The organism is Enterovirga rhinocerotis, from assembly GCF_004363955.1.
In the GTDB taxonomy this organism is placed as follows: domain Bacteria; phylum Pseudomonadota; class Alphaproteobacteria; order Rhizobiales; family Beijerinckiaceae; genus Enterovirga; species Enterovirga rhinocerotis.
In genome coordinates this window covers 1,737,264-1,756,704 of record NZ_SNZR01000011.1, presented here as the reverse complement: position 1 = coordinate 1,756,704, position 19,441 = coordinate 1,737,264, and the positions used below count along the sequence as shown (strand labels likewise).

Here is a 19,441-nt window from a genome sequence, read left to right as displayed (position 1 = left end):
GGCCGGTTCTCAGCGTCTGGCTTTGGCGAAGCTGTCGAAGATGCCGCCATTCCCGAAATGCGTCGGCTGCGCCTTCGCCCACCCGCCGAAGACCTCATCGATGGTGATCAGCTTGAGCTTCGGCTGGGCGTCGATCAGCGCCTTGTCGGCGACGGTCTCGGGCCTCGAGGGGCGGTAATGATGGCGCGCGATGATGGTCTGCGCCTCGGGCGTGTACAGGAACTGCAGATAGGCCTCCGCCAGCTTGCGGGTGCCCTTCCTGTCGACATTGCCCTCGACGAGGGCGATGGGAGGCTCGGCAAGGATAGAGAGCGGCGGCACGATCGTGTCGAACTTGTCCGCGCCGAATTCCTTGGTCGCGAGATGGGCCTCGTTCTCCCAGGCGAGGAGCACGTCGCCGAGATTGCGCTGCGCGAAGGTGATCGTCGAGCCGCGCGCGCCCGTATCGAGCACGGGGACGTTCCGGAAGATCGAGGCGACGAAGTCCCGCGCCTTCTCCTCGCTGCCCCATTTGTCGAGCGCGTAGCCCCAGGCGGCGAGGTAGTTCCAGCGCGCGCCGCCGCTCGTCTTCGGGTTGGGCGTGATGACCTGGATGCCGGGCTTGGCGAGGTCGTCCCAGTCCTTGATGCCCTTCGGATTGCCCTTCCGGACGAGGAACACGATCGTCGAGGTATAGGGCGAGGAATTGTGCGGCAGGCGCGTCTGCCAATCGGCCGGGATCTTCTTCGTCCGCTGGGCGATGGCGTCGATGTCGGAGGCGAGCGCGAGCGTGACCACATCCGCGTCGAGGCCGTCGATGACGGTGCGGGCCTGCGCGCCCGAGCCGCCATGCGAGACCCGGAGCGTGACCTCCTGCCCCTCCGTCTCCTTCCAATGGCGCGCAAAGGCCGCGTTGATGTCGCGGTAGAGTTCCCGCGTCGGATCGTAGGAGACGTTGAGGAGCGTCGTCTGCGCGAGTGACGCCGTGGCGCTCATCGCGAGCGCTCCTAGCGCCAGGAGCGCCGTTCGACCGAACAGAAGCTTCCTTCGCATGGCCCGGTCCCTTTCAGCGTCGGCCCCTGGAGGGCCGGTCAATCGAGGGTGCCCGAGCCGAACGGCCCGGGCCCGAAATAAAGCGCGAAGGTCGCAAGAAGTTCGATGGCGCCTTAAGGCTGCGCGACCGAATGGCGGATCCGCGCGCGTCGCCGCCTTGCGCAGCCCCTTGCTTCGTGGTTCGCTCCGCCTCGACGGGTTCCGGCCTGGAGAGCTCGGATGCGGTTGCTCCCCCGTTCGACTGCCGCCCGCGACGTTCTGCGGGCGCTCCTGTCTTTGCCTTACCGGGCCTGGCGCCTCGTCGTGCGCCTCGCGCAGGGTGCGTTCGTCGCCGTCATCGCCGCGGTGGTGCTGCTCGCGCTCGGGAACCTCTGGTACTCGGCCCCCATCGGCGTCGCGAACCGCTCGCTCGATCCGCGCTCCGACCTCTGTTTCGGGGGCGGGGAGGCCGGCTGGGATGTCCTCGCGCGGCCGGCGCGGCCCGGCGATCCGCATTTCGTCGCCAATGACGAGGTCGCGGCCATCCGAAGCCACGGGCCGGATTGGCGGGCGCGGCTCGCCTGCTCCATCCAGCGCCATGTCCTGCCGGGCTATCGCGGCCCGACGGGCGAGGAGCGCGCCTTGAGCTACGACCTCGCCTTTCTGGAGTTCCAGGAGGACGGCAAGCCTTTCGCGCTGCGAAACCGCTGCTCCGGCGCCGTGCCGGGCTGCGTCGACGAGGGCTACGGCCCTGTCTCGCGCGGCAGCCAGTACCAGCTCGAGGCCCTGCTCGATCACCTGTGCGGGCGGCGTCGGACGGGCACCTGCAACGGTGGGCCGCATTACGTGATGGTCTTCGTCCATGGCTGGCGGCACAATTCGGGCCTCGGCGATTCCAACGTCTCGGAATTCCGCCACTACGCCGCCCATGCCGCGCGCTTCCTGGCCGACCGCGAGGCGGCCCATCCCGACGAGCCGAAGCGCCGCGTGACGGCCGTCTTCGTCGGCTGGCGCGGGGCGCGCACCGACGAGGCGAGGCTCCAGCGCAGCTTCGGCCATGCCGGAGCCTGGATCGGCCAGCTTCTCGCGATCCCGACCCTGTTCGACCGCAAGCCCGTGAGCGAGGCCGTGGCGCCCTCCGTCTTCGCGGGCCTGCGGGCGATCGAGCAGACGCTCGGCCTCGCGGGGGCGCCCTCGGAGATAGGGCTGCCGGCGCGCAGCCCGCACCGCATGATCGTCTTCGGCCATTCGCTCGGCGGCAACATGCTGGCGGCGGCCCTGCGCGACGACCTCATCAAGCAGGTCTCGCGGCATGTGCCGGGCCATTATCTGCCCCCCGCGCTCGGCGACCTCGTCGTGCTCATCAACCCCGCGTCGGAGGCGACCAAATGGACCGACATCCAGCGCGCCGTCTGGCGGCGGATCTCCTTCAGCCCCTCCGAGCGGAGGCTGGATTACGAGGCCGGCCACCACTTCTTCCGCGACGATCAGCGTCCGACGGTGATCGCCGCGACAGCGGCACGCGACTGGCCCCCCGGCGGCTCGCGCGAACTCGACTGCGCCTCGCGTCACGCCCGCGACGCGGCTGCGCAGATCGAACGGAACAAGCTGCAGGAGACGCAGATTCTCGCTCGGCGCGGCGTCGCCTATGACTGGGCGACCTACGATCTCTTCCCGGCCTTCAAGTTCGATTTCCGGCCCGTCTCCGACACGATCGAGCGGGTGCTGACCCGCGAGGATCCACGCGACGCCTGCGACGATCGCGAGGCGGGCCTCTCCCGGAAGGCGGCCCGCGGCCTCGTCGATCTCCTCCGCTTCGCGCCGTTCCAGCAGACCGATCCGGAGCAGACCCGCACGATCGGCCATCTCGATCCGCCGCGCGCGCCGCGGGGGCGGGCCGCCTCGCCGCGCGGCTCGGACGATTTCTTCTCGGGCCGGCCTTTCGGGACCACGCACGAGCTGCGCGGACGCGGCGACGGGGCGCCGCGCAAGGCGAGCCGGCTCGACGATCCGCGTGAGATCCCGGTCGATTACGGCGAGATCGTCTCGCCCTCCGCGACCTGCCCCGAGGCCCGCGGCTGGCTCGGCCTCGCGCGCCAAAAACAGGCCGCGCGCGACGGAAACCGCCGCAGCACGTTCTGGGCGAGTTCCGATGCCGGGGAGGCGGCGCCCGCGCTCCTGTTCCAGCACGGCTTCGACAAGGCCGGCCTCGCGCCGATCACGCGGGCGAACGATCCCTTCTGGAACCTGCGCGCCTTCGACACCGCGCTCGCCCGGCATGACGGCTACATGCTCTCCTCCTTCATCTGCGCCATGAACCAGCTGGTTCTCGACGAGATCACGGACCTGACCGCTCCGGCGGCCGAGGGCTCCGCGCCGTCGCCATCCGGTCCGGTCGTGCCGGCCGTCGAGCCGCCTGCCGGCAGCCCCGCCGCGCGCTGATCGGGTGCGCGGCACGCTTCGTCGCCGCGTCGGCGCAGCCCTTGCTTGGGGCTGCGCATGTCCTTTCCCGTCGCTCCCGTCATCGCTGCGCCGCCGAGGCTGGCGCCCCTCGCGAAGCTGCCGGTCTTCGTCGATCTCGCGGGCCGGCGCGTCGTCATGGTCGGAGGCGCCGAGCCGGTCGTCTGGAAATCCGAGCTCCTCGCCGCCGCCGGCGCGCGGGTCGAGGTGATCGCAGAGGCGCCGCATCCGGATCTGCTCGCTCTCGCGGCGGCGAACGAGGCGATCCGGGTCGCGCGGCGCACCTGGGAGCCGGGCGACCTCGACGGCGCGGCGCTGGTCGTGGCCGACATCGACGAACCGGACGAGGCTTTCCGGCTGCGGGAGGCGGCGCGGGAGCGCGGCCTCCTCCTCAACGTGATCGATCGGCCCGCCTTCTGCGACTTCCAGTTCGGCACCATCGTCAACCGCTCGCCGGTCGTGATCGGCATCATGACGGACGGGGCGGCGCCGATCCTCGGCCAGGCGATCCGTCGCCGGATCGAGGCGGTTGTGCCGGCCTCCGTCGCCTCCTGGTCGCGCTCGGCGAAGGCTTTTCGCGAGCGGCTCAGGGCGTTGCTGCCGGCGAGGACCGACCGGCGCGCGTTCTGGGAGCGTTTCGCCGACGCATCCCTGTCCTCGACGCTGGACGAACGGGAGCAGGGTGCGGCGCTCGAACGGATGGCCGCCGCCGTCGGGCCGGGTTCCGACGGACCCGGACGGATCGGCGAGGTCGTGATCGTCGGCGCGGGGCCGGGCGATCCCGAGCTGCTGACGCTGAAGGCGATGCGGGAGCTCCAGGCGGCCGACGTCATCGTCTACGATCGCCTCGTCACCCCGGGCATCCTGGAACTCGGCCGGCGCGAGGCCCGCCGGGTCCATGTCGGCAAGGAGGGGCACGGCGCCTCCTGCCGCCAGGAGGACATCTCGGCCCTTCTCGTCGATCTCGCTTTCGCGGGAGAGCGCGTCGTGCGGCTGAAGGGCGGCGATCCGGCGATCTTCGGGCGGACCGGCGAGGAGGTTTCCGCCTGCCAGGAGGCGGGCGTGCCCGTTCGCATCGTGCCCGGCGTGACGACGGCGAGTGCCGCGAGTGCTGCCCTCGCCACCTCGCTGACCCATCGCGACCACGCGCGGCGGGTGCAGTTCGTGACCGGGCATGACCGCTCCGGCCGGCTGCCGGACGATCTCGACTTCGCAGCCCTCGCCGATCCGCGCGCGACGCTCGTCGTCTATATGGCGCGAAGGACGGCCGCGGCGCTGGCGAAGCGGCTGATCGCGCAGGGGCTGGCGGCGGCGACCCCCGCCATCGCCATGAGCGACGTCTCCCGCCCCGGTGCCGCGAGCGAATGCGGCACGCTCGCATCCCTCGCCGAGGCGGGGATCGGCCTGCCGGAGGGGCGCCCGGTGATCGTCCTGATCGGCGAGGCGCTGCGCAACGCGCCGAGCGCCCCGGCTCAGGCCGCCGCCGAGCCTTTCGGCGCGGCGGCGACGACCGCGCTCAGAACTTCGCGCTGACGAACAGGCTGACCGTGCGGCCGGGCAGGAGGATGAGATCCTTCCGGAAGGAGGCGGCGTTGCGCATGTCGTCGTCGAGGAGGTTGTTGCCCCGCACGCCGAGCGTGATCTCGCGCAGGCTCGTCGCCGCCCGGTCGAGCTGCTGCGTGTAGCTGAGCTCGGCGCGCAGGTTGTTCCAGCCCTTCGTCGGCGTGTCGTAGGGGCCGGGGCGGTTCTGGTCGAAGGCGTGGAGCAGGTTCACCCGCGCGAACCAGCCGCCGTCGCGCCAGAAGACGCCGCCGCCGAGACGATGCGCGGGAATGCGGGGCACGGGTCCCGCCTTGCCGAAGCTCGCATGGACGAAGTCGTATTGCCCTTCGATCCCGAAGACGCCCATCGGCAGGGTGAAGAGGTCGAGCTGGCCCGCGATCTCCGCGCCCCAGAACGTCGCGTCCATCTGCCGGACGAGGACCTGGGTCAGCTCGTCCCCGCTGCCGCAGGTCGAGAAATCGTCGTCGCAGGTCGCGCCCGTCGGCACCTTGGCGATGAAGCCGCGATAGCGCGTGTAGAAGGCGGTGGCGTCCAGCCGGAAGGCGCCTTCCTTGCGGCGCAGGCCGATCTCGAGGCTCTGGGCACGCTCGAGCTTGAGGTTGGGATCGCCGATCACGAAGGTCGCCGTCGCTTCGTGCGCGCCGCGCGAATAGAGTTCCTGCGCCGTCGGCGCGCGTTCGGAATGGAGCGCCGTCAGGCTCGCCTCGAAGCCGTAGGGCAGGGCCTGGACGAGACCCAGCGCGGCGTTGCCGGCGGTGAAGCGGCGCGAGGAATGGTAGGACGAGGGCTCGTCGACGCCCCCGCCCGGCAGGTAATCGGCGGGATAGAGCCCGGCGAGGCCGTTGACCCGCGTCGTCTCGATCCGCCCGGCGGCCTGGACCTTCAGACCGCCGCCGAGCGACAGCTCCTCGACGAGGTAGCCCGCGAGGGTGCGGGAATTGGCGGGCGAGAGCAGCCCGCCCGCCTCGCCCGCGGTGCCGATGCGCGAACGGCCCGCCTGGATGCCGACGGTGCCCTTGAGGATGCCGATCCCGGTCTCGACCGGAACGTGGTCGAGTTCGGCCCGCGCCTCGACCTCGCGGTTGCGGAAGGTGGCGCCGATCTGGCGGAACCCCTCGTCGTTCAGGCTCGTCTCGTCGTGGCGGTAGGTGGAGGAGCCGAGCCAGAAGCGGAAGGCCGAGAAGGGGCCGGCCTCGAAGCGCCGCTCGCCGCGGGCATAGACCTTCTCCTGCACGGGATTGAGCTTCGTGCGTCCCTCGGCCGCCTCGCCGCCGGGGATGCCGTAGACCGAGTAGGAATGGCTCGCGCCGATGCCGATGAAGCCGCCATCGCCGATGAGGGAGATGCCGATCGCGCCGCCTTCGCTGCGGCCGGCGGAGTTGAACTGCCGCCCGCGCGGCGTGCGGTAATCGTCGCTCTGGCTGCGGAAGCCGTCGGCATGGATGGCGACGCCGTTGGCCCCGGCATCCATGCTCGCGGCCACCGTGCTGGCATTGCTGCCGGTCGCGTAGCCCGCGAGCACGCGGCCCTGATAGCCGCCCTGCGGAATGAAGGTCGGGATGCGGTTGTTCTCGGCGTTGACGATGCCGCCGACGACCTGGGAGCCGTAGCGCAGGGCCTCGGGGCCGCGTACGATCTCGATCCGATCCTGCACGAGCGGGTTGATCGGCACGGCGTGATCCTCGCCGAGCGCCGAGACGTCGTGCGAGCCGAGGCCGTTCTCCTGGATGCGGACGCGCTCCGAATCGAGGCCGCGCAGGATCGGCCGCTCCGCGCTGCCCGGGGCGTAGCCCGTCGTCGAGACCCCGGGCCGGTCGGCGAGCGCGCCGCCGATCGTCGTCGGCATGGTCCGCTCGATCTGGGTGCGGGTGACGAGCGTCGGATCCTGGAAATCGCTCGCTGCGGCTGTGCTCGTCGCAGCGGGCGCGGAGGCCGGCGGCGCGGCCGGCGCCGCACGGGGCCGGGCGGCGGCCCTGGCGCTCGCCCGCTCCGACGCCTGTCGCTGGGCCCTTGCGGCCGCGGAAGGGGCGGCCGGAGAGGCCACGGCCCGGCGGACCGGCTTCGGCCGCGCGGGCTCGGTGACGACGACCGGGGGCAGGGCGGCGCCCTGGGCGGTCGCATCGGTCGCGGACAATCCGAGCAGAGCCAGGGTGGCGAGTGAGAGGGCTGAGGAGCGGGGCGTCATCGCGACAGGGTCTCTAAATGTTACAACATAACATCACATAGAGAATGACGGGCCTCAAGGGGTCGCGGCGCGATGGGACGCGGTGTGTGGCCAAAAAGCGGCACGCGCCGACGGCGCGAGGCGGTCGCCGGGTCTGTCGTCCGACCCCGGCGAGCCTGCCGGGACTCTCAGTAGAAGATTGTCGTCCGCAGCCCGAGCACCGTCGCATCCTTCGGCGGGGGCAGGGCGAGGCCCGTCGTCGGCTCGATCCGGGCCCGGCCGCCGCCCGGACGGACCACGTGGGTGATGCTCGGCTGGATGGTCCAGCCGTGCCTGATCTCGGCGACGTAGCTGAACTCGACGGACAGCTCGCCCGAGGCCTTGGACCGGCCGAGCCCGTTCTGGGCGACGAAGTCGCGGTCATAGGCGGCGGCGTCGCGGCCGAGCTTCGCATAGAGGAAGGTCACGCCGAACTGGTCGTTCGGGCGACCGGGCACAAGGCCACTCGCGAGGATGCCCGCGTCCCAGAACAGCCCGATCAGGTTGCGGTCGTTGGGGCTCACGAAGAGCCGGGTGAACATGGCGATGCCGTCGTTCGGCGAGCCGCCCTCGGGACGGTAGAGCTGCTGGTCGATGATGCCGTAGAGGCCGGCGTCGCCCCGATAGCGCGCCGCGATCCCGACGCTGCCGGGCGAGGCGAGCGAGAGCCCGTTCACGTCGAAGCGCTGGCTGTCGAACCGGCCGAGATGGGACCAGCCGCCCAGGCGCACGATCCGGGCGAGGCCGGTATCCTTGTCGCCCTGGTTGGTGCGGTACTGGTACTCGGCGAGCAGAAGCGCCGGGTCCTTCATGCGAAAGTTCGTGCCCGTGCGGTTGCGGGTTTCCGGATTGCTGCTGGGTCCGGCGGGGTCGCCGTTATAGAGGCCGAAGAGCAGGGAGCTTTGCTTGTCGGGATCGATCCTGAGGCGGATGCCCGGCGTCGCGAAGGGATAGGCGGCCCCGCCGCCGGGCAGGTTGTCCGCCATGATGCCCGGCCAGTCGCTCGACATGAAGGGCAGGCTGTAATTGGCGATCGTGAACTCGGTATCCGCGGCGAGCTGGCCGAAGCGGATGCTCGCGAGGCCGCCGAACAGCCTCTGCTCCAGCCAGGCTTCGGACAGGCGCGTCGAGGGCAGGGCTTCGATGGCGCTGATCGTGTTGAGGTTGCCGACGAGGTTGCGGTTGATCCCCCGCGTCTGGTGGATCTGGAAGGCGTTCACATAGAAGCTGAGGCCCGGCAGGCCGAGCGCCTTTTCGAGATCGCCGGCGAAGTTCGCTTCGAGCTTGCCGCCGTAGAGCGAGCCGCGCCGCAGACCGCCCTTCACGTTGCCGAGAACCTCGCCCGTGTAGATCACGTCGAACGAGAAGCCGTGGCGCGCGAGCGTCTGGCGGATGCCGTAGGGATCGCCCCGGCGGGGCAGCGTGTTGGCGATGGAGGACGCGGCGACGCCGCCGTTCCGGGTCGAGGTCGCGTTGTCGTAGACCTCCTGCTGCGCCGCCGCCTCCTGCGCTTTTGCCCCCGTCGGGCCGAGAGCCGCGCCGGCGAGACAGGCGCCGAGAACGGCGCCGGCCAGCCGTCGCGCCGCCTCCCCCTTGGCCATGAGCGCCATGTCTTTCGTCCCCGCCAAAGCCGCCCCCGCGGACATGGAAATCCTTACCGGAGCGCACCCGATCCGGCTGGCGTCCGGAAGACACAGGCATCGTCCGTCGCGCCGGGGAGGCAAGCCGTGATCGCGTGACGTGCGAATGACAGGCCGACGCCTTCGTCCTGCCCTGGCAGCACGGCTGCCGCGCGGTTCCGAAGGCGGCAGCCGGGTGATAAGGGGCCGCCATGATCACCCTCGCCTCGACGAAGCTTCCGACCGACACGACCGCGCGCGAACTCCTGTCCGCCCTCGACGAGGCGCGGCAGATCGGGTCGCTCTCCGCGCGCGATCCCGGCTTCGGCCTGCCCGAAGCCTATCGCGTGACGGCCGCCGCGCGGGGGCTGCGCGAGGCGCGGGGCGAGCGGGTGATCGGCCGCAAGATCGGCTTCACCAACACCACCATCTGGGACGAATACGACGTCCACGCGCCGATCTGGGGCTATGTCTACGCGACGACGCGGCAAGACCTCGCGGGACCCGGCGTCAGCTTCGACCTGACGGGTCTCGCCGAGCCGCGGATCGAGCCGGAGATCATGCTCCACCTCGTCGAGGCTCCGCGCCCCGACATGGACGACCTCGCGCTGATGGGCTGCATCGGCCACGTCTCGCACGGGTTCGAGATCGTGCAGTCCCTCTTCGCCGATTGGCGTTTCTCGCCCGCCGACACCGTCGCGGCCTTCGGACTCCATGGCGCATTGCTGACGGGCGAGCCGTCACCGGTCGAGCCGGGCACCGAGGCGGCCTGGGTCGAGGCGCTCGCGAGTTTCGAAATCGCGCTCAGTCGGGACGGGCAGGCGATCGACACGGGCTATGCCGAGAACGTCCTCTGCGGCGGCCCGCTCGTCGCCCTGCGCCATCTCGTCGAGCTGCTGGAGGCGGATCGGGACAGCCCGCCGCTCGCGGCCGGGGAGATCGTCTCGACCGGCACCGTCACGCGCGCCTTCCCGGTCGAGAAGGGCGAGACCTGGACGACGAGCCTCAGCGGCCTCGCGCTGCCAGGCGCGACGGTGACCTTCTCGTAGCGCGCGAGCCTTCAAGGGCGGTCGTCGACGGCGCTCCTCCCTTCCCCGCAAGGGGGAAGGACGACGTAAGGCGGCCTCGCCACGGCCCTCTGGGCTCGCCCTTGCCCTGCAACGGAGTGAGCCCTCAGCCCGCGAGGGCCGCTGCCACCTTGCGGGCGAAGGCGACGGGGTCGCGCGGGATGTCGCCGTCCTGGATGCGGGCGAGGTCGAGCAGCGTCTGTGCTTCCTCGGCAATCGACGTGCCGGCGGCGACGCGCTCGCCGAGGGCGCGGATCAGCGCGTGGCGCGGATTGATCTCGAGCACCGCGCGATCCGGCCCGAAGGCGCGGCCGGCCCGGCGCAGGAGCCGCTGCATCTGGAGGTCCGGCCCGTGCTCGCCGGAGGCCAGCACCACCGCGCTGTCGACGAGGCGGTCCGTCGCGCGGACATCCGCCACCTCCTCGCCGAGCGCCTCCTTCAACGCCGCGACGATCGCGCCGACATCGCCGCTTTCGGCCTCCGGCTCGCCCTCGGGCTTGAAGGAGGAGAGGTCGAGATTGCCCTGGGTGATGCTGCGCAGGGCCTTGCCTTCGAACTCGCGGAGCTGGTCGGGCCAGAAGGCGTCGACATGGTCGGACAGGAGCAGCACCTCGAGGCCGCGCGCCTTGAAGCCTTCGAGCTGCGGCGAGCGGGCGAGCGCCTCCGGATCGTCGGCGACGAGATAGTAGATCTCGCTCTGCCCGTCCTTCATGCGCCCGATGTAATCGGCGAGGCTGGTCCAGCCCTCGGTGGCCGAGGACTTGAAGCGCAGGAGGCCCGCGATCTCGGCCCGGCGCTCGACATCCTCGTAGATGCCCTCCTTCAGCACCGGCCCGAAGGCCTCGAAGAAGGCGGCGTAGCCTTCGGCGTCGTTCTTGGCGCGGTTGCCGAGCTCGGTCATGACGCGGCCCGTCACGGCCTTGCGGATGCGGGCGAGGGCGGGCGTCGCCTGCAGCATCTCGCGCGAGACGTTGAGGGGCAGGTCGTCCGTGTCGACGACGCCCTGCACGAAGCGCAGCCAGGGCGGCAGCAGCTCCGCCTCGTCGCTGATGAACATGCGCCGCACATGCAGCCGCACGCGGCTCCGGCGCTCGTCCTCGACGGCCATGAAGGGCTTCATGCTCGGCACGAAGAGGAGCGCGGCGAACTCGGTCGCGCCCTCGGCACGCCAATGGAGGGTCGCCCAGGGCTTGTCGAAGTTGTGGCTGAGGTGGCGGTAGAAGGCCGTGTACGCCTCCTCGTCGATCTCGGATTTGGGCTTCCGCCACAGGGCCGTGCCCTCGTTGCCGGCCGTCTCCTCGCCGTCGCTGGCGATCACGATCGGCAGGGCGACGTGGTCGGCCCATTTGCGCACGATGTGCTGGAGGCGGATCGGCTCCAGGAACTCGTCGGCATCGCTCTTGAGGTGCAGGACGATCTCGGTCCCCGCCTCCTCCTTCTCGGCAGGAGCCAGCGTGTAGCTGCCGCGCCCGTCCGAGGCCCAGGTCCAGGCCGCGTCCTCGCCCGCGTGGCGCGACGTCACCTCCACGCGGTCCGCCACCATGAAGGCCGAGTAGAAGCCGACGCCGAACTGGCCGATCAGGCTCGGCTTGTCGGCTCCGCCCGGGGCATCGGCCGCGAGGGCGCGGCTGAAGGCCTTGGTGCCGGAACGCGCGATGGTGCCGAGATTGGCCGCGAGCTCCTCCTTGGTCATGCCGATGCCGGAATCAGTGAGGGTGAGCGTCCGCGCCGCCTTGTCGGGCGCGATGCGGATCTTCGCATCGGCCGGCGCGGCGGGCACCTTGCCGGTCAGCGCCTCGAAGCGGCGCCGGTCGGTCGCGTCCGCCGCGTTGGCGACGAGTTCGCGCAGGAAGATCTCGCGGTCGGAATAGAGGGCGTGGACGACGAGATCGAGCAATTGCTCGACCTCGGCCCCGAAGGCGTGGCGTTCGACGGTCTCGGTGTCGGACAAGGCTGGGCTCCCTTGGGAATTCGCCGCGATATGCCGCCGCGGAAGGCGAGATTCAAGCGATCCGGCTGTCCGTCATCGCAAGGAGGCAAAGCCGACGAAGCAAGCCAGGGGGCGGCCGCGCTGCACGGCTTCGCTTCGCCCGCAATGACGGTGGATGACCTGCCGCCTGGCCCTGAAAGACCGGGCAAGGGCCACTACAACCCTGAATGCGCATGCGAGAACGCGTCGTTTGGGAGAGCGAAGGCCATGGGATTGCGAGCTGTACTGTCGACGACCCTGGCGGGGCTGGTCCTGGCCCAGCCGGCTTCGGCGCATTGGGACTACACGCGCTGGGGCATGAGCGTCGAGGAGGTGAAGGCGGCGACCAAGGGGAAGGCCGCCGACAACGCCGACCGGGACCTCGACGGCAACGGCTTCAAGACGCTCCTGACGGCACCTCATGCGTGGGGCCGAATCGGAATGCGCGCCGATTTCCGCTTCCGGGATGAGGATGGCCGGCTCAACTCGGTGGGGCTCCGCCCGCTCGAGGGGGGCGATTGCGACGCCATCCGGGCCGAGCTGAACAAGCGCCACGGCAAGGCCCAGCCCGACGGCCGCTTGATCGCCAAATGGCGGACGAAGGATGGCGACGAGGTCAGCTTCTCGCTGATCGGCACCTGCCGGATCGAGCAGATTCCTCCGACCTATCCGAACATTCCCTGATCGGACGCCGATACCGCGCCGGTGGGGTGATCGTGCGGCCGTCGAGATCGACCGAGCTCGATTGACAGCCATGTGACACTCCGCTCCCATCGCCAGCACGGGCCACAGAGTCCGGTTGGAGGACGCGATGATTTCAAGGTGGATGACCGCTGGGCTGCTGTTGCTCGCGGGCGGGGCGACGAGCTTGGCTGCCGATGGCAAGGTGAAGATCGGCGTGCTCAGCGATATGAGCGGCCTCTACGCCGATCTGACGGGGCCGGGATCCGTGATCGCGGCCAACATGGCGGTCGAGGATTTCGGCGGCAAGGCGCTCGGCCAGCCCGTCGAGATCGTGTCGGCCGACCATCAGAACAAGCCCGATGTGGGTCTCGCGATCGCTCGCAAATGGCTCGACAGCGAGGGCGTCGACACGATCGTGGACGTCCCCGTGTCCTCGATCGGCCTCGGCATCCAGGCCCTGACGAAGGAGAAGGGCCGCACCTTCCTCAATACCGGCGGAGCCTCGTCGGATTTCACCGGCAAGGCCTGCGCGCCCTACGCCAATCAATGGCCGATGGACACCTTCACCATGGCCTCGAGCGCCGGGCAGGCCCTCGTGAAGGCGGGCGGCAAGACCTGGTATTTCATCACCGCCGATTATGCCTTCGGACATGCGCTCGAGCGGGACGCAGCAGCTGCCGTGAAGGCGGCGGGCGGGACGGTGCTCGGCGCCGTGAGGCACCCGCTCTCGACGCAGGACTTCTCCTCCTACCTGCTGCAGGCGCAGGGCTCCGGAGCCGATGTCGTCGCGCTCGCCAATGCCGGCGGGGATACGGTGCGCGCCATCAATCAGGCCCAGGAATTCGGCATGGCCGGCAAGGGCAAGCGCACGGCCGCCATGGTGCTCTTCATCAACGACGTCCATGCGATCGGCTTGAAGAACGCCCAGGGCACCGTCGTCACCGAAGCGTTCTACTGGGACCTGAACGACGAGACGCGGGCGTGGTCGAAGCGCTTCATGGCCAGGAGCGGAGGCAAGGCTCCGACCGCCTATCAGGCCGCCGTCTATAGCGGCATCATCCACTATCTCCGCGCCGTCGAGAAGGTCGGCTCGACCGACGCTGCGAAGACCGCCGTCGTGATGAAGGACACGAAGATCAACGATGGACTCATCAAGAACGGCGTCATCCGGAAGGATGGCCGTGTCATGCGTGATTACTATCTGATGGAGATCAAGAAGCCGGAAGAGTCGAAGTATCCGTATGACTATTACAAGGTCCTCGCCACCGTGCCGGCCGGGGACGTGACGAAGCCGCTCGATCCGGCGTGCTCTCTGTCCGTCGGCGGCTGAACGAGACTCGGCGGGCGCCTTTCGTCCGATCCGGTCACGGGGCCGGGCTTGATCGCCCGGTCCCGTGATGCGTCGTCCGTTACTGGATCGAGATGCCGCTCGCCTTGATCGGCTCGGCCCATTTCTTGACCTCCGACGCGATGAACGTCGACAGGTATTCCGGCGAGGTCCGGTCGGCCGAGACGAGCATGGCGCCGAGACCTTCGAGGCGCTTCTTGACCGCTTCGTTGCCCATGGCCTCGACGGTCGCGTCGTGCAGCTTCTTCGCGATCGGGGCGGGCGTGCCCTTCGGCAGGAAGAAGGCGTTCCAGGTATAGGCCTCGAAGCCCTTGAGCCCGCTCTCATCCGCGGTCGGAAGGTCCTTCAGGACCGGCGAGCGGGTCTTGGTCAGCGTCGCGACCGCCTTGATCGTGCCGCCCTCGATCTGGGGGAGGGCGGTCGAGACGATCTCGCACATGAAGTCCGTTCGTCCTCCCTGCAGATCCGTCATGGCCGGAGCCGAGCCGCGATAGGGGATGTGCTGCACCTTCGTGCCCATGGCCGCGTTCAGGAGGAGGCAGCCGAGATGCACGGCCGAGCCGTTGCCGGCCGACGCGAAGTTCAGCTTGTCCTGGTTCGCCTTCACATGGGCGACGAACTCGGGAAGCGTGTTGGCCGGGAAGTCCTTGCGCGTGACGAGGATCAGCGGCACCTCGGCGATCAGCGCCACCGGCATGAAGTCCTTCTCGGCGTCGTAGAGAGGACGCGCGTAGAGGGTCTGGTTCTGGGCATGGGTGCCGACCGTGCCGAGCAGGAAGCTGTAGCCGTCGGGCTGCGCCTTGGCGACGCGCTGCGAGCCCGTCATGCCGCCGGCGCCGCCGACATTCTCGACGATGACCTGCTGACCGAGCGTCTGGCTCATGCGCTCGGCCATGACGCGGCCGAGGACGTCGGTCGGCCCGCCTGCGGCGAAGGGGATCACCATCGTGATGGGGCGCGTCGGATAATCCTGGGCCGAAGCTGCGCCCGCCACGGTGGCGATGGATAGCACCGTGGCTGCAAAGAAGCGTGCGATCATTGTTCCCTCGTTCGAAGTTTCGTAGAGGCGAGCCGGCCGCAAGAAACGGGCCGGCGGGACGCAGGGCGGAAGCTATGACAACGACGCGGATCGGTATAGCGGGTCTCGGTGCAATCGGGCGCGCGCTCGCCAAACGCATCGCCGGTGGCGACCTGCCGGGGCTGGTTCTGTCGGCCGTGGCCTCGGGCGGGCGCGAGAAGGCGCAGGCCTGGCTGCGCGAGCAGGGCATCGACGTGCCCGTCGTCGACCTCGCCGACTTCCCGGCCCATGCCGACCTCGTCGTGGAATGCGCGCCCGGCCGCCTCGTGCCGGAGATCTGCCGGCCGATGCTCGAAGCCGGCAAGCGCGTGATGGTGCTGAGCTGCGGCGCTCTCCTGCCGCATCCGGAGATCGTCGAACTGGCGAAGACCCATGGCGGGCAGATCATCGTGCCGACCGGCGCGCTGCTCGGCCTCGACGCGGTGACGGCCGCCGCGGAAGGCGAGATCGCCTCCGTTCGGATGATCACGCGCAAGCCGCCCAAGGGGCTCGCCGGCGCGCCTTACCTCGTCGAGAACGGCATCTCGGTCGAGGGCCTGACCGAGGCGAAGCGCATCTTCGCCGGAACCGCGCGCGAGGCCGCCGCCGGCTTCCCGGCCAATGTCAACGTCGCGGTGGCGCTCTCGCTCGCCGGGATCGGGCCGGACAAGACGACGATCGAGATCTGGGCCGATCCCGCCGTCACCCGGAACTGCCATTCCATCAAGGTCGATTCCGATTCGGCGAAGCTGAGCCTCGCGATCGAGAACATCCCGTCGGAGAACCCGAAGACCGGCCGGATCACGGCCCAGTCCGTCCTCGCCGCCCTCCGCAAGCTCCACGCACCGCTGCGGGTCGGCACGTAACCGGCGGCCGATCCCTCCCCGGAGGGGAAGGCCGAGTCGAAGCGGAGCTTCGAGCCGGGGTGGGGACATCCCGGGCGTCGCGGCACCCCACCCCGGTCGGCTGCCGCCGACTCGCCCTCCCCTGAAGGGGAGGGATCAGGCCTGTCGTCAGGCCGCGTTGTCGCGCGCGTAGGCGGCGACCTCGGCGTGGGTGGCGAACCAGACGTCGCCCTTCGCCTTGGCGAGCCGGATCAGCTCCTCGATGATCCAGAGCCGCGAGCGATAGCCGATGATGTGGGGATGGCAGGTGAGCTGGAAGACCCCGCCTTCCTCGTAGGCCGCCTCGAATTCGCGCCGGAACACGTCGAAGACGCCTTCGGGCGGGGTGTAGGGGCGCAGGCCCTGGAAGCGCAGCATCATGAAATAGGGCGCGTCGTCCCGGATCCATTCCACCGGCAGCTCGACGACGCCCGTCGGCTCGCCGTCGAGCAGGAGCTCGTAGCAATCGACATCGGCCATGAGCGAGGAATCGTAGAGGAGCCCCATCTCCTTCGTGATGCGCAGCGTGTGGGGCGAGAAGTCCCAGGAGGCCGTGCGCGAGCCGACCGGCCGCATGCCCGAGACCTGCTCGAGCGTGTCGGCCGCTCGCAGCATGATGCCGCGCTCGTCCTCGTAGCCGAGCACCGAGTTCAGCTCGTGGATCCAGGAATGGAGGCCGATCTCGTGGCCCTCGGCGACGACGCGGCGCTGCTCGTCCGGATGGATCAGGGCCGCCACGGCCGGCACGAAGAACGTCGCCGGCACGGCGTGTTTCGCCAGGAGCTTCAGGATGTTCGGCACGCCGACCCGGTTGCCGTACTGGCCCCAGGCCATCCGCCCGATCGACTTGCCGCCGTCGCGAAGCTCGTTCGTCTCGTGGTCGCTGTCGAAGGACAGGGCGAAGGCGCACCGGGCGCCGTCCTTCCAGCGCGACGGCTTGAAGGTCCGGCCGGCACGGACATGGTTCACGAGGCCGCGCCAATGCGCCTCCGGCCACTGCCAGGGTTCGAGCTTGGACGGATCGCTCATGAGGTCCTCGGGGTCTGTTCGGCCAGGGCGGCCCGGATGCGCTCGCCCGTGGCCGCGACATCGTCGGCCGAAGGGCGAGGCGGGTTTCGGTAGGTGACGATCTCCTCGGCGATGTAGCGGCGCGAGGTGAGGTCGTCCTTGGCGACGAGGGGCACGACGTGGCCATGCGCATGGGCGATGTCGGTGCCGGTGAAGGCGAAGCCGACCCGCTCGACGCCGTAGATCGCCTTCAGCCCCTTGGCGATGCGCTGTGCGAGCGCGCCGATCTCCGCCAGAAGATCCGGCGGCAGGTCGTCGAACGTGGCGTGGTGGTCCTTCGGCACGATCTGCACGTGGCCCGGGCGGATCGGCGCGATGTCGAGGAAGGCGACGAGCCGCTCGTTCTCGAAGACGATCTCGGCGGGGATCGTCTTCGCGGCGATCCGGCAGAAGATGCAATCGGGGGCCGGCATGGCTTCGCGCTTAGCCAGAACCGTCAAGGACGGCAAGGCGGCGCCTGCCGATCCGTCACGCCGTCAGCCGCGGCTGTACCAGCGCTCGATCTCCGCCTCGCCGTCGGCGCTGAAATGGACAATGCGGGAGCCCGCGCGGCGCGATGCCCAGCCTTGACGCTCGAAATGCCCGAAGATCGCCGCACCGAGCGAGCCGGCGAGGTGATTGCGGCGTTCGCTCCAGTCGAGGCAGAATCGGCAGAGAGGCCGCTTCTCCTGTGCGAGCCGGTCGATGTCGATTCCGCGCGTGCCGAGTTCCTTCCGGCCCGCATCCGTGACCTCGCCGTCCGGGCTCACGATGCCGGTCGCCAGGAACCCGTCGAGCATTCGGACCGCGAGATCGCCCGCCATGTGATCGTAGCAGGAGCGGGCCTTGCGCATCTGCGGGTCGCGCGGCCCCGTGCGCGTGCGCCGATGGCCGGCACGCTCGGCGACGGGAAGAAGCGCCTCCAGAAGCGCGACGACGTCGGGATCGGCGAGCCTGTAGTAGCGATGCCGCCCCTGGCGCGAGACCTGGACCAGACCGGCTTCGCCGAGCCGCGCCAGATGGCCGCTGACGGTCGAGAGCGTCAGCCCGACCTCGTTGGCGAGTTCGGTGGCCGTCAAGGCCGGTCCCGGGATCAGCGCCAGGAGCATGTTGGCGTTGGCGGGGTTCCCGATGAGGGCCGCCACGAAGGAGATGTTCGGGCCATCGCGCATAGTTCGATGATTGCCAAACCATAGCTCTCCGTCAATGTGCGATGCGGAGGGCCAGACATGACGGAGTCGCAGGCGATGAGGGGAGGCGGGACGACGCGCGAGGAAGGTGATCGGTCATATCCCGGCTGGCGGGTGGTTCTCGTCTGCTTCGTGCTCGCCGTGTTCAGCTGGGCCTTCGGCTTCTATGGCCAGAGCGTCTACGTCGCGCAGTTGAGCGCCCTGCACGGCTGGCCGGTCGCGACCGTCGCGAGCGCCGCCACGATCTATTACCTGACGAGCGCGGTGCTGGTCGCCTTCGCCGGCGATGCCCTCGCGCGGATCGGGCCGCGGCGGGTCATCGGCCTCGGCATCCTCTTCCTCGCCGCAGGCGTCGCCGCGACCGGGCAGGCCCGGACCCTGCCGCAGGCCTACGGGGCCTACATGCTCCTCGCCTGCGGCTGGGCGGCGACGAGCATCGCGGCGATCACGAGTGCGATCGGAACCTGGTTCGAGGCGAAGCGCGGCCTCGCCATCAGCCTCGCGCTGAACGGCGCGAGCGCAGGCGGCGTCCTCGGTGCGCCCATGCTCGTCTGGGCGAGCGATCATCTCGGCTTCGCCGCCGCGCTCGCCCTTGGGGGAGGCATCATGCTGGCGGTGGTCGGGCCGCTGCTGCTCTTCGCATGGCCGGCCGACCTGCCGCCGGCCCGTGCCGAGACCGGGCCGGTCGCCACCGGCAGCGCGATGCGGGGCAGGGCCCTGCGCCTGCCGGCCTTCTGGACGATGAGCCTCGCCTTCGCCGCCGGCCTCTTCGTGCAGGTCGGCTTCATCGTGCATCTCGTGACGATGATCACGCCGATCGCGGGCTCCCGGGCCGCGGGCATCGCGGTCTCGGCCACGGCCGTCGCCGCCGTGGTGGGACGGCTCGCCCTCGGCACCGTCGTCGATCGCCTCGATCCGCGGGCTGCCGGCGCGGGCTCGCTCGCCATCCAGGTCGTCGCGCTGCTGATCGTCGCGGCGGCGGGGACGTATCCGTTGCTCCTCGCCGGCTGCATCCTGTTCGGCCTGTCGGTCGGCAATCTCATCACCCTGCCGGCGCTGATCGTGCACCGTGAATTCGACGCGGCCGCGTTCGGCACCGTGATCAGCCTGTCCACCGCGATCGGCCAGGTCGTCTACGCCTTCGGCCCGGGCGCCCTCGGCTGGCTCCGGGATGCGAGCGGGGGCTACGGCCTGGCGCTCGTCATCTGCGCGGCGATCGACCTCGGTGCGGCCGCGCTGGTCCTGGCGGGGCGACGGCGTCGGGCCGCGGTCTGATCGGCGCGCGAAAAGGCGGTCGATGCGTTCGGGGAGGGATGTCGCATGCTCTTGAAGCGGGGGA

15 protein-coding genes are annotated in these 19,441 nt (G+C 70.0%); 7 read left to right on the top strand and 8 right to left on the bottom strand.

The window, feature by feature from the left end:
• Window positions 1-9: 9 nt before the first annotated feature.
• The gene (locus tag EV668_RS09035) at window positions 10-975 is read right to left on the bottom strand and encodes a sulfate ABC transporter substrate-binding protein (RefSeq protein ID WP_245512960.1); all 966 of its coding nucleotides are present in this window, start codon (window positions 973-975) and stop codon (window positions 10-12) included.
• Between the two features lie 276 nt (window positions 976-1,251).
• On the opposite strand from EV668_RS09035, the gene EV668_RS09030 reads away from it, so the two are divergent.
• Together EV668_RS09030 and cysG are read left to right on the top strand one after the other, a co-directional pair.
• A complete protein-coding gene (locus tag EV668_RS09030) occupies window positions 1,252-3,453 on the top strand; it encodes a hypothetical protein (RefSeq protein ID WP_133769420.1) in 2,202 nt (733 codons plus the stop codon).
• Window positions 3,454-3,510: 57 nt separating this feature from the next.
• Window positions 3,511-5,004, top strand: a complete 1,494-nt coding sequence (cysG, locus tag EV668_RS09025; RefSeq protein WP_133769419.1) for a siroheme synthase CysG — start codon at window positions 3,511-3,513, stop codon at window positions 5,002-5,004.
• Here cysG and EV668_RS09020 read toward each other — a convergent pair.
• Both EV668_RS09020 and EV668_RS09015 read right to left on the bottom strand, forming a co-directional pair.
• On the bottom strand, window positions 4,988-7,219 hold the full coding sequence (locus EV668_RS09020; RefSeq protein ID WP_133769418.1) for a TonB-dependent receptor: 2,232 nt from the start codon (window positions 7,217-7,219) through the stop codon (window positions 4,988-4,990). The two genes, cysG and EV668_RS09020, sit on opposite strands and share 17 nt — an antisense overlap.
• A 167-nt stretch (window positions 7,220-7,386) precedes the next feature.
• Window positions 7,387-8,847 (bottom strand): carbohydrate porin, encoded by a 1,461-nt coding sequence (locus tag EV668_RS09015; RefSeq protein ID WP_166652393.1) that lies wholly within the window; start codon window positions 8,845-8,847, stop codon window positions 7,387-7,389.
• A 221-nt stretch (window positions 8,848-9,068) separates the two neighbouring features.
• Here EV668_RS09015 and EV668_RS09010 point away from each other — a divergent pair, with 221 nt between their 5' ends.
• Window positions 9,069-9,905 (top strand): 2-keto-4-pentenoate hydratase, encoded by an 837-nt coding sequence (locus tag EV668_RS09010; protein WP_133769416.1) that lies wholly within the window; start codon window positions 9,069-9,071, stop codon window positions 9,903-9,905.
• Window positions 9,906-10,029: 124 nt separating this feature from the next.
• Here the strand turns inward: EV668_RS09010 and htpG are convergent, their stop codons facing one another.
• Complete coding sequence (gene htpG / locus EV668_RS09005) at window positions 10,030-11,874, bottom strand: molecular chaperone HtpG (protein ID WP_133769415.1); 1,845 nt, start codon at window positions 11,872-11,874, stop codon at window positions 10,030-10,032.
• On the opposite strand from htpG, the gene EV668_RS09000 reads away from it, so the two are divergent.
• Complete coding sequence (locus EV668_RS09000; RefSeq protein ID WP_133769414.1) at window positions 11,800-12,576, top strand: hypothetical protein; 777 nt, start codon at window positions 11,800-11,802, stop codon at window positions 12,574-12,576. The genes htpG and EV668_RS09000 overlap by 75 nt on opposite strands.
• Window positions 12,577-12,718: 142 nt before the next feature.
• Window positions 12,719-13,906: an ABC transporter substrate-binding protein gene (locus EV668_RS08995; RefSeq protein WP_133769413.1), complete on the top strand. Its 1,188-nt coding sequence runs from the start codon at window positions 12,719-12,721 to the stop codon at window positions 13,904-13,906.
• A gap of 79 nt (window positions 13,907-13,985) precedes the next feature.
• Here the strand turns inward: EV668_RS08995 and EV668_RS08990 are convergent, their stop codons facing one another.
• Complete coding sequence (locus EV668_RS08990) at window positions 13,986-14,963, bottom strand: Bug family tripartite tricarboxylate transporter substrate binding protein (protein WP_133769412.1); 978 nt, start codon at window positions 14,961-14,963, stop codon at window positions 13,986-13,988.
• Between the two features lie 74 nt (window positions 14,964-15,037).
• Between EV668_RS08990 and EV668_RS08985 the strand changes: the two genes are divergently transcribed.
• Entirely contained in the window at window positions 15,038-15,847 is an 810-nt protein-coding gene (locus EV668_RS08985) for an aspartate dehydrogenase (protein WP_133769411.1), read from the top strand.
• Between the two features lie 147 nt (window positions 15,848-15,994).
• Here EV668_RS08985 and EV668_RS08980 read toward each other — a convergent pair whose 3' ends face one another.
• The 3 genes from EV668_RS08980 to EV668_RS08970 all read right to left on the bottom strand — a co-directional run bounded on the left by EV668_RS08980 (window position 15,995) and on the right by EV668_RS08970 (window position 18,057).
• The gene (locus EV668_RS08980; protein WP_133769410.1) at window positions 15,995-16,894 is read right to left on the bottom strand and encodes a polysaccharide deacetylase family protein; all 900 of its coding nucleotides are present in this window, start codon (window positions 16,892-16,894) and stop codon (window positions 15,995-15,997) included.
• The gene (locus EV668_RS08975; protein WP_133769409.1) at window positions 16,891-17,346 is read right to left on the bottom strand and encodes an HIT family protein; all 456 of its coding nucleotides are present in this window, start codon (window positions 17,344-17,346) and stop codon (window positions 16,891-16,893) included. The genes EV668_RS08980 and EV668_RS08975 overlap by 4 nt, the downstream gene beginning before the upstream one ends.
• A 63-nt stretch (window positions 17,347-17,409) precedes the next feature.
• Window positions 17,410-18,057: an ArsR/SmtB family transcription factor gene (locus tag EV668_RS08970; RefSeq protein ID WP_342636824.1), complete on the bottom strand. Its 648-nt coding sequence runs from the start codon at window positions 18,055-18,057 to the stop codon at window positions 17,410-17,412.
• 84 nt (window positions 18,058-18,141) lie between these two features.
• Between EV668_RS08970 and EV668_RS08965 the strand changes: the two genes are divergently transcribed.
• Window positions 18,142-19,377, top strand: coding sequence for an MFS transporter (locus tag EV668_RS08965; protein WP_245512958.1), 1,236 nt, complete (start codon window positions 18,142-18,144; stop codon window positions 19,375-19,377).
• The last annotated feature ends 64 nt before the right edge of the window (window positions 19,378-19,441 follow it).